Below are 13,290 nucleotides of genomic sequence, written 5' to 3'. Positions count from 1 at the left end.
TCCGGGGTGTAAAACCTCGGAAGTTTTTTTACGGTAATAGCGGAAGGTTGTCCTGCTATTAAGAATTGCCGTATAAATTAGATTCTCCACCATCTATCGCTATGGTTTGTCCATTTACGTAGCCATTTTCGTCACCGATAAGAAAGGCGACAAGCTTCGCTACATGCTCCGGTTGTCCTAATGCGCGAATGGGGTTGCGTTGGGCATATTCGCGCTCTGCCTCAGCAGGATTACCTGGGTTAACCTGCTTGAAAGCTTCAGCTACCATAGGTGTTAATATGGCACCCGGAGCAATGGCGTTGGTGAGTATACCATCTTTGCCATATTCGATGGCGGCATTTTTTGTCATACCGGATACGGCGTGCTTAGTGGCCACGTATGGTGTCTGGTTGACAACACCGCGGATACCACCGACAGATGCCACATTTACAATACGACCGTATTTTTGTTTTTGCATGACGGGGATAACATAGCGCATACCATAATAAACACCCATTAAATTAATATCCACCACTTTCTTAAATACATCGAGATCATATTCGGTGAGTGGTGCTTGGCGGCCTTCGATGCCGGCATTATTGTAAAGCCCATCAATTCTGCCAAATTTAGACTCGGTAAGTGCAACGTAACCTTTTACATCCTCCTCGTTAGAAACATCGGCAACGTATGTAGCGATTTCTACAGCTGGAAGTTCTTTACGAATTTCATCTGCAGCTTTTTCAAGGGCTTCTTTGTTGTAATCAACTAATACCAGTTTAGCTCCTCGAGCGGCGAACTCTTGGGCAGCAGCGAGACCAAGACCCATAGCTGCTCCAGTAACAATTATCACTTTATTATTCATAGCTTAATACTTAAAACCAGACGACAATATTGTATTGCTGGACTTCTTCCCAAATTTACCTGTTTGGATGTCCGATATTGTCGATTTATGGTCAAAAGAGAACCTGAATCTCGAAAAAGTAAATCAAGTACTTATACGGTTATTGTAGCTCATTGCTGTTTCAGCTGTTTGTCCGTAGGACTAACAAACGGGTTTTTTCCTTTCTTAATGTACGCCAGAAATCGATCAACGGAAAAAGTATCTTGTTCCGTCCAAAAATCAGGCGCGAACAGTTTCTGGGAATCTTCAAAATATTCCCATATCCATGGCCACTCTTTATTTGGATGGATGCCCACCGTCACCTCATATCGCGAAGCATGATCGCTTACCTGCATATGCACAAAATTCCCTTCTGCGCTGCTAGGCATATTGTGGTCATCTACCAGAATATAAGGCGTATGGAGCTTTCCGTAAATATCCAATTGGCCATCGTTATACTGCCCATATATGCCATGGTGGATATGGGCATCGCCTTTAATTATTTGTTGTCCGTTGTAGGAATGAAAATAGTCACATTGGAGGTTGCCTAGTACGTACAGATGCAAATAGTTCTCATCAAGGATATCTCCGTTAACTAACAGATCCCCGTCGACAATAATGCCGTATATATTTTTTGGACCTTCAAGCTCATCGGCTTGCCGAAATACCCATTCCATGGTTAACGGGCCTTGTACGTGCAGGTCGCCAAGAAAAAGAAGATAAGTCGAATCCGCCGGGAGATAGTCGGGAAGACCATATTTTTCCGTCGCATCGACTCTGCCGATGACATTCTTGGCCGGCACATGTTCGGCGCGGTTTTCTCTACTTGCTTGAGCCTCCGCAAGGCCTTCTCGGATCTTATGGGAGATAGCTTCTGCTTTCTGTAAAAACTGCTTTTCCTCGTCATTAAACACGACATGTTGACCGCGCTCAAATTCTTTTTTCCACTGCTGGTAATCGTCATCTGCAAGGATGTCGTCAAAGTAGGTCACGTAAGGATCATTAATTAGGCAGGAGCGGGTGATTTGATAGGCTTCCTCTTTACGGTCAAGTTTGAGCAATAATCGGACTTTTGTATCTAGTAGATAGCTGTGTTCGGGAGCATCGACATAGTTTTCGCCTAGCGACAGCAGTTCAAGGGCCTCTTGGAGATCTTGCCGGTTGTCGGTTTTCAAACAGGTATGCCAAGCTATACTGTTGGTGGCATATCGGATGACCTCCTCTTGAAACTGTCCTTGCTCGCTGAAATGCATGATCGCTCCACTTTGGATAGCGGAATCTAAGATTTTCAGACATTTTCTGGCGTACGCGGCTGCTTGTTCAGTATCTTCGTCGGCATGCATGCGCATGAGTTCGTAATGGGCGTACAGGTGCTCAAAGTTGTCGTCTTCTGATCTACAAGCCTGAATAGCTTGTTGGTAAAGCTGTTTGGCCGATACTTTCTGTTGATCATCTCCAAATTGGAGATCCAATGCTTTTTCAATGTATTCTCTAGGATTCATATAACTTTCTCTCCTAAAATTTCCGGACACCTTCGTTCTTTTTTTCAATATGTTTGTCCAGCAGCTCGAAATGCTGAAGTGCTTTTTTGAATTTAGCAAGCTCGGATACGGTAAGCTCATAAATGTCTGACGAAAAATCGTTTTCATCTTGCGTATACAGCACAACGCGCGCACTATCATTTTCTCCGGTCATTTCCTTTTGAAAGTGGTAAAACTCATAGAGGTCTTCTCCTTCATCATCCTCGCCAATAAATTTTGCAATGGTTATACGGGCTTCTTTCTCTTTCGCGGTAGAAGCGTTCCTGAACTGCCACTCGACGCCACGAAATGGTATGTAACTGTCGTCGGCCTCGCTATAATATTTTTTGCCTGTATATTGAACTATCGGCAGAGACATGATTTCATCAAACCGTTGGAGTGTCACGATGCTATCGTATTGCTTCTGGACGTAAAGCATTTCCGAGAGCTCATGGAGAAGATTCTTCCATTGCGCCTCCAGAAAGTCGTGGTAAATTTTAGGAGCACGCTGATCTAATTTAATCCATTGTTGTTGATCGTCCAAAGTAGGTCTGTAGGAGATAGCCAGTTCGTATTTTTTTTTACCACCAAATTTATCTAACAGGCTGGGTTCATATCCATAATACACCATACAGGCGTAATCTTCGTTGTGCTGAAAATAGGCAACGGGCGACATAGGTTTTCCTTCCACGTAGGAAATACGTTTGAAAACGTCGTCCTGCCAGTATTCAAAATTTAGTTCCGATCCATCTTGCGGAGCCTCCAATACAAATAATTTTTTATCGGTAAGCCGATTTAAATTTTCTGCTGAAATACGTTCGTCTGCAAACAGGAATGGATAATCTGGACCGGGAATCTGGATTTCGGACAACGGCAATAGCAGAGACATGTTTTCTCGCAATGCTTCAAATAGTTTGGCATCATTGATCCACTCTTTCCAGGAATACATTTCTTCCTCGATTAATTCCATGTCGTTCAGGATGAACGCCGGCTTAAGAAAGGTTTTTAACCGATCCACATCATCATAATCACCTGCTTCATCCCAAAGGAAATGATCGATCTGCATGCGGTCTTTTGATCTAAAACGTGTGAAGTCGACACCGTAATCTGTATTGATAAACGCGCGTGCCCGGATGTATCCTTCTACAATCAATTCGCCATGGTTATAATCTCCCCAATATAGCCCGTTAACAGTCATATCTCCCGTAACATATATACCTTGTCCGCCAACCACGATATTCTCGGCACGAAGGTTACCCAGTACAAGGAGACCCGTAGAACCGTCCGTTTCTTCATTGAAAATCTGCGAAGCGGTCAAATCGCCATTGATAAGGACGAAAGGGTAGAAGTCTTCAGTGTCGTCCATGCCATAAATTTCATCTAGATCCGTTGGTTCGGTCCATGTTTGGTTTCCCTCTGCATACAATATAGGTGATCGGAAATCTTCATGATTGTACGGACAGTTTTCTGGAATAAGATGCTTTATATCATCAAAATGAACTTTTTTCATAAGCCTTTTATCATCGTGTGTACCTTACAAATATATAGGGTCGATCCAATTTTCGTTATCCCCAAAAACCGGTATTTTACAACTAAATCACGGAAGTGAAGCCTCTTTCATCTCGATATACGGCTCAACCATTTATAGCCTATGCCAATTTTATGCTCACTCTTTCAGTTTTTGCAGTTCTTTTTTCTCTGCCCGGATATTAAGAAACTCAACCAGAACTGAGAAAGCCATAGCGAAGTAAATATACCCTTTCGGAATATGTTGGTCAAACGCCTCAGCTGTTAACGAAACGCCGATAAGTAGCAGAAAGGCCAATGCAAGCATTTTGACGGATGGGTAATCGTTGACAAATTTGGATATGGTTGAAGCAGAAAGCAACATGATAACAACCGCTACAATGACCGCTGCTATCATAACGCCGATTTGATCTACCATTCCGACGGCTGTGATGACCGAATCAAGTGAGAAGACTAAATCGAGAATAATAATTTGTATAATGACGCTCCGAAAGGTAATGGGCCTATTTCGGCTGGCAGCTGCCTCGACATGTCCTTCTACTTTATGATGGATCTCTGTTGTTGCTTTATAAATCAGGAATAGACCGCCAAAAAATAAGATCAAGTCTCGACCGGATAAGGTAAGGTATCGATACCAGGAAGGATTTTCTATATGAAATGTATCGCCCAGATGAAGGAATGGTTCGGTTAGGCCCATAATCCATTTGATAGAGAATAATAAACCAACGCGCATAACCAAGGCGAGCAGCAAACCAAGCTGTCTCGCTTTTTTTTGTTGTTCTAAGGGGAGTTTACCGCTCTGTATAGAGATAAATACAATATTATCTATACCCAATACGATCTCCAATAATGTCAGCGTTAAAAACGAAATCCATATTTGAGGGTCGGTAATCCATTCCATAATGTGTGATTGTAATCTATTGTAATAATACAAATAACCACCCAAAAAAGTTTAATGCGTGACAATAAATATAAAAATTGCTGATCTTTTATATTTCGCGCATGGAAGAAGTGTTCCTGGCGGACGAAAGATTTTTTCACGAAGATTCATACCCATTCCCTACATTGGAAGATATGAAGCTCTTTCCCCATAACATCATGGATAACATACAGGTACACGAATAAGATCGACGCCTCCACTGTACATATTGAAAACCGCACGAGACTCCCAAACGATATTTTTGCAACCGTTTCCGTTTCCAGTGGATTCACCGCTGCCTTCACTGGCTAATTCCAGCCGTGTAGCCAAAATTGACCCGGCTGTTATTTCGTCCTCATTTTCAAGGTACTTCACCCTTATGTCCAACATAAGTTTGTCATCAAACAGATGTCCGTCCCAAGTAATTTCTTTGCCAGCTGTTATCATCTTTGCATCAATTTCACCGTTAGCTTTAATTAAACATGAAGCATTCGGAAAATTCGTTTGCCAAGACATACCATCCTGTTTGCCGGGAATGCCAAAGGTGAAACCATCTCCGGAATTAAGTTCAACGACGAGTGCGAGTGTAGAACTGTCACCACTGATCTTGTCGATGTTAAACGAGCCTGAGCCTTCCACAGCAGGAAGCGATTCGTAGCCCCCGAGGTACAAAGTCGACTTTGTCTTCCCTACGTAAGCCTTGCCATTCATTTTGCTGTTGAACCCATTTTCTGAGGGGAGATCATCTGAAGTGCCTTTTGAGCAGGCGGCAATAAGCATGAATCCATAACATCCTATCATCACGCAAGCTATTCGTTTTGTCCAATTTTTCTTTATCATGTCAACCTCCTATATCAACAAATTTAAAGTTCCGTAAAAAAGATGGCGTGAGCAATCCACGAAAACAGGGGTTTTACGGATAACATTTACGGTGTCGACCACATCCAAAATGATTGCGTAACAATTCAATTAGATTGGTATAAATATTGGGGTGTACATATCGGATTCATTAAAAGAAATACAAATGGAAAAGACTTTTTTACTCGCTTTGTTTTCTATTATCTTATCTACTACGCTATATGCACAAGCAAATAATACCGAATGCGGATGCCCTGTAAATCAATTCACGGACGTAAACGCAGAAGCTGTGTTCAGTTTTTCCAACGATCGAGCGATAGCGGTATGTGGATATAAAAATACAGATGACGCTCATCCCACTTATTCGGAATTTGTACTTGCGGTGTGCGGGGAAAATAAGGTTATTGATTTCTGGGATGCCACTACCGTATGTCGTTTAACGTCCCACAACGACACGCTGTTTGTACAGGAGCTTTATCCATTGCCCATAGCGGATAATTTTGAATTTGAAGAAACTGTCTGGACAACAGAAAAGATTTATTTTACGGATAATAAAGTTAACCGTAAAAAGTCGGTTAACAGCGGTATAAGAAAATATAGCGCAGCGGAAATTAAAGAAGTTCTTGAAACTTATAGAAGTGCGGGCTGTGGTTTTGATGAAAGCAAGATGAAAATTGCCAACCAGTTATTTGTTGCAGCCCTATCTGGCAGCAAAGAGGCATGGAGGAGCTTTACAGAGTTCAAAGATAGATTCGATGTTCCTGATGGCGCATATTCGCAGGAATATCGGGTTCTTAAGGAAATGTTAGCGCAATGGGAGGCACAAGAGGATCATACTGAAATTATCAACGACCTTTCCGTTGAACAAGCAACGCCGTCGGGGCATATCCAAATTGTTTCTTGAAAGCAAATGAAAAATGCGATAGATTTTCAAACCCTGTTTCGTAACAAACATCCCTAGGTTTACTTTTTCCCTCGGAAAGTTGATAATGTGCCAGTTCTAATCGTTTTTGGGTGAGCCACCGTTGTGGGGTGGTGTTAAAGGCTTTTGCAAAATCGCGCTTGAATGTGGTAAGGCTTCTACCTGTTAAATAACTAAACTTCTCCAAAGGCATATTGAACATATAGTTCTTTTCCATAAAGCTGATTAAGTTCACCTTATACGGGTCGTCAAAATTTGCCAGCACACCGTCGATGTCCGTATCAATTATCCGCAGGATACTGATTGCTTCCGTAATTTTCAGCGAAGCAATGTCCTTCGGGAAGTTATCCTGCATCTCAAAATAGGGTATCAGTGATGCCAGGCAACTTTGTAATAAAGGATGTTGGAGAAAACGTACTGCGCGCGCCGGAGCTGATGTTACTCCTATCTCTTTCCCGGCATAATAGTTTCTGAGTCTTTCGGTAGACAGATGCATGGCAACGGCCTTGTGTGGCAATCCATCTTTTGGTGTATTGATAATAGTCGCCAACTGGTTCCTGTAAATTAAAAAAACGCTACCCGGCTCGAAAGTAAGGTTTTCGTGCGCCTGTACAATTTTTGTTTGGCCGGAAATCAACCACACAAGCAAATGGTCATCAAACGCCGCTTCCGTTCTAAACAGTTTTCCCTCATAACTGGAAAGTTTGATGTCGGGACTGATATAATTTACGTGATAGTCCATATTGTTTGTGTGGTTGTAAAATTACAAATATCAATCAAAATCGAAAAATACCCCCGTAGCTTTTTCAGTCCATACCCACAAACGTTTTGCGTTTGCTTCGTCCAACGAATAGGGTTTTACACCGCCGATAAGTGATGTATCTTCGCTTAAACGGGCTACTTCTACATTTTCACAATATAGCCCGCCAATTTTATTTAGCATCGGACTTGTGGCACACCACAACGTAGTGGCAGCACCTTGCGGAATGGTTTTTAGCGAAGCCGCAACTTCAGGCAAGATATTTCCTTCTGCATCGCTGTACCCTAATTTCTGGAACAGATCCACAGGGGCCTCTCTGGATAATTCCGTTCCGCCTACTGAACCGGGACATAATGAATAAGTGCGGATACGATGCTTTTTTGCACGATTGTCCAGTTCAAGCGAAAACAAGTTGACAGCTGTTTTTGACTGTCCATAGCCAAGTAGTGTTTCGTATGTCCGATGTTCAAAATTTGGGTCGTCAAAATCAAAATCAGCAAACTGATGGCCGCCTGAAGATACGTTGATGACCCTTGCGCCATTGGCCTTTTTAAGTGCAGCCAAAAGTCTTGCGGTCAATTGAAACTGTGCTAGATAATTAGTTGCCAGTTGCGATTCGAAACCACGATTGTCCCGGCGTAGCGGTACCCACATGATACCGGCGTTGTTGATGAGCATATGAAGTGGCCTGCCGGAAGCGTTAAATTTTTCGGCAAATGCGTCGATAGAAGCTGGATTCATCAAGTCCATTTTTTCTATTTCCGTATTTGCAATCCCTTCCAGATTACGTTTGGCCTTTTCTACATCCCTTGCCGGAACGACCACGGTTGCGCCTGCCTGTGCTAATGTTTTGGTCGTTTCCAGACCGATACCGGTATTGCCTCCAGTTACAATAGCGATTTTCCCTGTCAGATCAATTCCTTTGATGACTTCTGTTGAAGTTGATTTTGCGTGGAAGCCGGAACCGATCGGTTGTTGTAATGCTCCCTGATAATTATGCTGTTTCATCTCTTTAATTTTTTATGATTATTGATGGAACAAAGGTAGGCACGCTATAAAAAAGTCATTTTGTTTAAACGTCCGAAGTTACTTTGTTTAAAAGGCCATAAATCGCTGTACGTTATATTCCCGGTCAAAATTTTCGTCGTTTATGGAAAGACATACTTGAATCGCTTCTTGTACATTATTTTTTTCCATAGCAATAAAATCACATTCTCCTCGATCTTTTTTTCCAACTGTCTTCCGGTGTTATCACTTAGAGATACCGAGCTTTCCGTGTAGAGCCCTATGTCTATTACATAAATCTTTTTAGGGTTACGCGCCTGAACTTTTAGCGAATGATTGAATATGGGAACAAAATTGATCAAATAAGCATCTTTAAGAAACGAGAAATATTCCAAGAATGTATTTGGGATTCTACTGATCCATTCTTAATTGGGGTGGACTGAATACAAAATAACTTTATATATTTATGTGTTTTGCAATAAAAATATATATGCTTCATGAATGACTCGTCCTATTTCATTGTCGCTGGCCTCGTGCTTTTTGCCATTGTGCTTGTTGTGTACATTTTTAGGTATGGCGGTACGAAGAAAATTCCAGTACCTGCTGCCTTCACGGACGAGCTGATGGGAGAGATCCTCGAGAAGCAAGTTCGGTTTTATCGTCATCTGCCAACGGATGAACAGCAGACGTTCTTGACAAGGGTACGCTACTTTTTGGAACATACCAAGATATCGGCAGAAAAAGGTGCGGTGGTTACCGATGAGGATAAAGTACTTATTGCGGCAAGTGCTACTATCCCGCTTTTTCATTTCAAACTATGGGTCTACCGCAATCTCACCGAAGTACTGGTGTATCCTGATTATTTTGATGAGCGTTTCAGTATAGCGAGCGAAGGGAGAAATGTCGCGGGGATGGTCGGTTCGGGTGCCCTCAGCAGTAAGATGATCCTATCACAGCAGGCATTGCGAAACGGTTTCTTAAACATGTCTGCTGACAATACTGCCATCCATGAGTTTGTACACCTCATCGATAAGGCCGATGGTGAGGTGGATGGCATTCCGGAGTATCTTATCCCGAAATCATTGATAGAGCCTTGGGTCAAAGAGATGCATAAAACCATTCGCGAGATCCGCACGGGAGAATCAGATATTCGGGAGTATGCGGGCACCAATGAAGCAGAGTTTTTTGCTGTTGTATCCGAATATTTCTTCAAAAAGCCTGCCTTGCTACAAGAGGATCATCCGAAGTTATACCGCATGTTGGACCATATCTATGGTGGGGCTGAAGAATCCTGAAATAGGGTATGTATGATGATTATCAAATCAAATAGCCATTTGGATCCCCATACTGATATTTCGACCTGGTAAGGGGGAGAGATATTTTAATATCGATTGTTGTGGACGCGCCTCGCTATTCAAGAGATTACCGCCTTGAATATAGGCTTCCAAATGATATTTTGACCAAGGTAATCTATGGCTGATTTTGGCATGCAGTAGGGTGAATGCTGGCATAGGCGGTTCTGGGTTGATGTTTTTTCCGAGCAGTTTTTGCTTTAGATAGCTATCAGCAGCCACATATAATGACCAGTTTTTTGTATCTAGTTTGGTCGCAAAGCCAAAACGGCTGGTCGGCATATTGGGCATAAAATCACCTTCGGCCCATTGGCGCATCGGATCGTCGGAAGTATTCCGGTTTTTGACCAGGTCAAAGTAACCTTGACTGAACAGCTTCGCGCCATGGGCAAAGATCGTCTGCTGGCTGAGTTCTACTTCCCAACCCGAAATCTCGGTGTCCGACGCACGCCATTCCTTCACTAAGAAGCCGCCTGACCGTGAAATACCGGTATGTGCCAGATAGAGATAATTCTTAAAAGTATTGTGGTAATAGGTTGACTTGAGATTCCAGCCGGATAAACTATTGAACTCCATACCGAACTCGATTCCATCGTTGGTTTCGACCGGAAGCCGGTCGTCGCCATTTTCTTCGGTCATGATGGCAAAATGATTGTTACCCGCATATAGCTCATTTATCTCCGGTGCGCGTTCGGCATGCTGGTAACTCCCCATCACCCGCAGAAATGAAAGAATTTTCCAGGAGAGCTCGCTGTTGAACTGTTGCAGTTTATAGTTTCTTGGTGAAAGATTGCCACCGGACAGACCGCGGCTACGTTTATATGCTGCGTCAGGAATCGCTTTTCGATGCACGTGCTCGATACGATAGCCTGTGCTGAGTCGTAACGACTTTATGGCAAACTGCTGTTGGGTAAAAGCGCTCCATTCCTGACTGCGTGTATGCGGCATGTAACGCATGATGCCGGTCCCCGTAATTTTTCTGTAAGATAAGTCTAGTCCTGAGAGCCCTTTCCAGAATGCTTGGTATGACTGATGAAATTCTAACCGATTACTGTGTATATTGCTGTTAAATTTATTCATTTGATAGATGCCCAACAGTTCCCTATCATCAGCGAGTTGCAGGCTGTAGCTGTTTTTTATACTAGACAGCCAGGGAGATCCTACCGCAATCGAGACGTCACTAACAAAATTGTTAGAAAGTGCCCGGGTATTGATGGGAGAATACCCGAAGTCCTCTGCACGATGTTGATGGTCGTCGCCGTGGCTATGTGCGTGTGAAGGTTGTTTGATTCGTGCGAATCCTGGAATGCCGAAATAACCTTGGTTACCGCGATACCCTATACCAATGTGCATATTGGATGTATGCCAGGCGTATCCGATGTTGATCGTTTTATGATCTGCATGGCTGTTCGGGATATAACCATTGCGTACTGGTGCATAGTCGTATATGCCATGGACGACCGTCGTATATAACGGTATACTCGGATCTTGATCTGGAATATATTGCGGATTGGCTGGATTGGGTACTTCATAACCCCCGATCACCGAATGAGATTTAAAGGTATACATTTCGGCTTCCGATAGCCCTTGGCTGGGATCGCCCATATTATCGAGTACAAATTGGCTAAGGTATGGGTAGAGGGTTATATTCTGTTTACTTTCCTTATCCACAAATACTTGTGCCATTGAAGCTTGCATATTGTCGATTGTAGGGTTATATGCCCAGTCGATTTTCGGATGGCTAGGTATCCGGATATCTCCGTTTTGACGCCAAGACCCGTCGACATGCCATGTTGACTGTTCGTTTGTTTTCCCATTGAGATCGAAAGATACCAGGTGTCCGGCATTGGTTTGCCAGGAGGTCTTGACCGATCCGGTGATTGGTTTTGCGGGTACGTTTTTAGGAATGCTATTATCCACAATATTGATCGCTCCACCGATCGCTCGGCCGCCATAAAGCACGCTAGATTGCGATTTATAGATATGTATGTCCGAGATGTTGTCCGGGTCAAAACTGATGGTGAAATTGGGGCTAATGCCCGAGAGATCGGAAATACTGGTGTTATTCCGGAGTATCCTTACCCGATTCCCGGACATGCTGCGGATCATAGGAGAGCCGGCATGCGGGCCATGGTAAGCATTTTGGACTCCCGCTGTGCTGCTGAGAAGTTCACCGAAAGACGTAGCGTTGCGTTGGGTAAGGTCATGTTTGTTGAGCACCGTACGATTCCAGGATGGATCGATCCGTGCATCTACGACTACGGAATCGATGTGCAATACGGTATCCAGCTGCGCCATACAGCTTGTGGATAAAAACAAGAAGAAGAGATTCCCCAAGAGATCTTTTTTGATGGAGTTGTACGTATTGCCGCTATTCATGATGGGCAAAAGTACGTATAAAATATAAAAGCAACAATATTGCTTTTGATAAAAATATACCTTTACTTTGCCACAAAATAAATGGCAAAACAAATGAATTTGAACAACTACACCAGAAAAGCATGGATTGGATTATCCTTCTGCTTTGTCTTATTAACAGCCTGTCAAAAAGATAACGCCGAACCGAAAGAGCCGGCAACGGTTTCGTTTCCGGAAAAGAGTACGGTTACTTATGGCGAACAACTCCGCGTTCCGCTTCCGGAAGGTTATGGTAATGGCGGGACTGTACAGGTCGATTTTTCAGCCGACCAAACCAAGGACTATGTCTTTTCCGATGGTAACACGTTGCGGCAGAAATTGGTGAAAGCGGCTCGTTATGACGCTGAGCAGCACGCCATCTTTGTCGACAGTCGGTTATTATATCCTACAGGCACTTCTTCCATAACATCTGCAGAAGTATTGCCGTCGCAGTATATTTGGACGGTTAAACTCTCCACGAATTTAGAGCAGGATGCAGGACTGGGCTATCTCCATGTAACGGTTGATCCAGCTGCTGTCAACATTGAAGGGGCGGAGCAGGACGCTGGAACGGCGTTTGCTTATGGCTTGTACGGTGAGGTGGAAAGCGCTTTTGCATTGTCTGCGATGGAGGATGTAAAAAAAGGAGCGGATTGGTATTTGCCGGTTACCGAATTTGCGGCGGTACGGGAAGGAAAAATAGTATTTGATGCTAGTGTTTCTGAAAGTAAAGGGGAAGAGGAGACCGTTGTCAATAGCCAGCCGTCCTTGGTTAAAGACGGTTTTGTGGTGGCAAGTACACCTTTCCGCATGATTTTTATACCGAAGATCAAATATCTTTTCGGACAGTATTATCCTGATCTGGACATTACCATCGATTATAGCACGGTACATATTGGGTTAAGTAACGGGTATCTATCAGCTGCTCCGGTGTTTTATCCAGATAAATATAAATCGACTTTCCGTTTAAAGGCGGTCGAGAAGAATGGGGTTCCCTTTGCCAATTCAGGCGACATATTTGAGGTTGAAGAATCTTCGGGAAAAGTTCGGGTTAAACCGTCGGAAAACCTAACCGCGGGTTCTTACAAAGTATATGTAGAGGCTGTCAGTTCGACGGGACTGGTTTTCGTGACGACGCTTACCTTGGGGATGAGTTAAAATAATTTCCTAG

At 43.3% G+C, this 13,290-nt stretch carries 11 protein-coding genes; 3 read left to right on the top strand and 8 right to left on the bottom strand.

Annotated elements, in window-relative coordinates; translation table 11 throughout:
- Positions 1-58: 58 nt before the first annotated feature.
- The 5 genes from H8B06_RS12935 to H8B06_RS12915 form a co-directional block, all read right to left on the bottom strand.
- Positions 59-841: a glucose 1-dehydrogenase gene (locus H8B06_RS12935; RefSeq protein ID WP_190994687.1), complete on the bottom strand. Its 783-nt coding sequence runs from the start codon at positions 839-841 to the stop codon at positions 59-61.
- A gap of 149 nt (positions 842-990) precedes the next feature.
- Positions 991-2,361: a hypothetical protein gene (locus H8B06_RS12930; protein ID WP_190994686.1), complete on the bottom strand. Its 1,371-nt coding sequence runs from the start codon at positions 2,359-2,361 to the stop codon at positions 991-993.
- Positions 2,362-2,374: 13 nt separating this feature from the next.
- Complete coding sequence (locus H8B06_RS12925; protein ID WP_190994685.1) at positions 2,375-3,889, bottom strand: hypothetical protein; 1,515 nt, start codon at positions 3,887-3,889, stop codon at positions 2,375-2,377.
- Between the two features lie 156 nt (positions 3,890-4,045).
- A complete protein-coding gene (locus tag H8B06_RS12920) occupies positions 4,046-4,807 on the bottom strand; it encodes a TerC family protein (RefSeq protein ID WP_190994684.1) in 762 nt (253 codons plus the stop codon).
- Positions 4,808-5,002: 195 nt separating this feature from the next.
- Entirely contained in the window at positions 5,003-5,665 is a 663-nt protein-coding gene (locus H8B06_RS12915; protein ID WP_190994683.1) for a hypothetical protein, read from the bottom strand.
- Between the two features lie 184 nt (positions 5,666-5,849).
- Here H8B06_RS12915 and H8B06_RS12910 point away from each other — a divergent pair, with 184 nt between their 5' ends.
- The gene (locus tag H8B06_RS12910) at positions 5,850-6,587 is read left to right on the top strand and encodes a hypothetical protein (protein WP_190994682.1); all 738 of its coding nucleotides are present in this window, start codon (positions 5,850-5,852) and stop codon (positions 6,585-6,587) included.
- Here the strand turns inward: H8B06_RS12910 and H8B06_RS12905 are convergent.
- Together H8B06_RS12905 and H8B06_RS12900 are read right to left on the bottom strand one after the other, a co-directional pair.
- The gene (locus H8B06_RS12905; RefSeq protein ID WP_190994681.1) at positions 6,529-7,347 is read right to left on the bottom strand and encodes a helix-turn-helix domain-containing protein; all 819 of its coding nucleotides are present in this window, start codon (positions 7,345-7,347) and stop codon (positions 6,529-6,531) included. The genes H8B06_RS12910 and H8B06_RS12905 overlap by 59 nt on opposite strands.
- A 30-nt stretch (positions 7,348-7,377) precedes the next feature.
- On the bottom strand, positions 7,378-8,373 hold the full coding sequence (locus tag H8B06_RS12900) for an SDR family NAD(P)-dependent oxidoreductase (RefSeq protein WP_190994680.1): 996 nt from the start codon (positions 8,371-8,373) through the stop codon (positions 7,378-7,380).
- Positions 8,374-8,867: 494 nt separating this feature from the next.
- On the opposite strand from H8B06_RS12900, the gene H8B06_RS12895 reads away from it, so the two are divergent.
- Positions 8,868-9,665, top strand: coding sequence for a M90 family metallopeptidase (locus H8B06_RS12895; protein ID WP_190994679.1), 798 nt, complete (start codon positions 8,868-8,870; stop codon positions 9,663-9,665).
- Between the two features lie 27 nt (positions 9,666-9,692).
- Here the strand turns inward: H8B06_RS12895 and H8B06_RS12890 are convergent, their stop codons facing one another.
- Positions 9,693-12,101, bottom strand: a complete 2,409-nt coding sequence (locus H8B06_RS12890; RefSeq protein ID WP_190994678.1) for a TonB-dependent receptor — start codon at positions 12,099-12,101, stop codon at positions 9,693-9,695.
- An 81-nt stretch (positions 12,102-12,182) separates the two neighbouring features.
- Here H8B06_RS12890 and H8B06_RS12885 point away from each other — a divergent pair, with 81 nt between their 5' ends.
- On the top strand, positions 12,183-13,277 hold the full coding sequence (locus H8B06_RS12885; protein ID WP_223857658.1) for a hypothetical protein: 1,095 nt from the start codon (positions 12,183-12,185) through the stop codon (positions 13,275-13,277).
- Positions 13,278-13,290: the final 13 nt, after the last annotated feature.

This window comes from Sphingobacterium micropteri (assembly GCF_014692515.1).
Taxonomy (GTDB): domain Bacteria; phylum Bacteroidota; class Bacteroidia; order Sphingobacteriales; family Sphingobacteriaceae; genus Sphingobacterium; species Sphingobacterium micropteri.
This window is presented reverse-complemented; position numbering and strand designations above follow the sequence as displayed.

What these genes read in the sequence shown, in the direction of transcription:
- H8B06_RS12935 (WP_190994687.1), bottom strand. Translation starts at nt 841, where the DNA reads ATGAATAATAAAGTGATAATTGTTACTGGAGCAGCTATGGGTCTTGGT.
- H8B06_RS12930 (WP_190994686.1), bottom strand. Translation starts at nt 2,361, where the DNA reads ATGAATCCTAGAGAATACATTGAAAAAGCATTGGATCTCCAATTTGGA.
- H8B06_RS12925 (WP_190994685.1), bottom strand. Translation starts at nt 3,889, where the DNA reads ATGAAAAAAGTTCATTTTGATGATATAAAGCATCTTATTCCAGAAAAC.
- H8B06_RS12920 (WP_190994684.1), bottom strand. Translation starts at nt 4,807, where the DNA reads ATGGAATGGATTACCGACCCTCAAATATGGATTTCGTTTTTAACGCTG.
- H8B06_RS12915 (WP_190994683.1), bottom strand. Translation starts at nt 5,665, where the DNA reads ATGATAAAGAAAAATTGGACAAAACGAATAGCTTGCGTGATGATAGGA.
- H8B06_RS12910 (WP_190994682.1), top strand. Translation starts at nt 5,850, where the DNA reads ATGGAAAAGACTTTTTTACTCGCTTTGTTTTCTATTATCTTATCTACT.
- H8B06_RS12905 (WP_190994681.1), bottom strand. Translation starts at nt 7,347, where the DNA reads ATGGACTATCACGTAAATTATATCAGTCCCGACATCAAACTTTCCAGT.
- H8B06_RS12900 (WP_190994680.1), bottom strand. Translation starts at nt 8,373, where the DNA reads ATGAAACAGCATAATTATCAGGGAGCATTACAACAACCGATCGGTTCC.
- H8B06_RS12895 (WP_190994679.1), top strand. Translation starts at nt 8,868, where the DNA reads ATGAATGACTCGTCCTATTTCATTGTCGCTGGCCTCGTGCTTTTTGCC.
- H8B06_RS12890 (WP_190994678.1), bottom strand. Translation starts at nt 12,101, where the DNA reads ATGAATAGCGGCAATACGTACAACTCCATCAAAAAAGATCTCTTGGGG.
- H8B06_RS12885 (WP_223857658.1), top strand. Translation starts at nt 12,183, where the DNA reads ATGGCAAAACAAATGAATTTGAACAACTACACCAGAAAAGCATGGATT.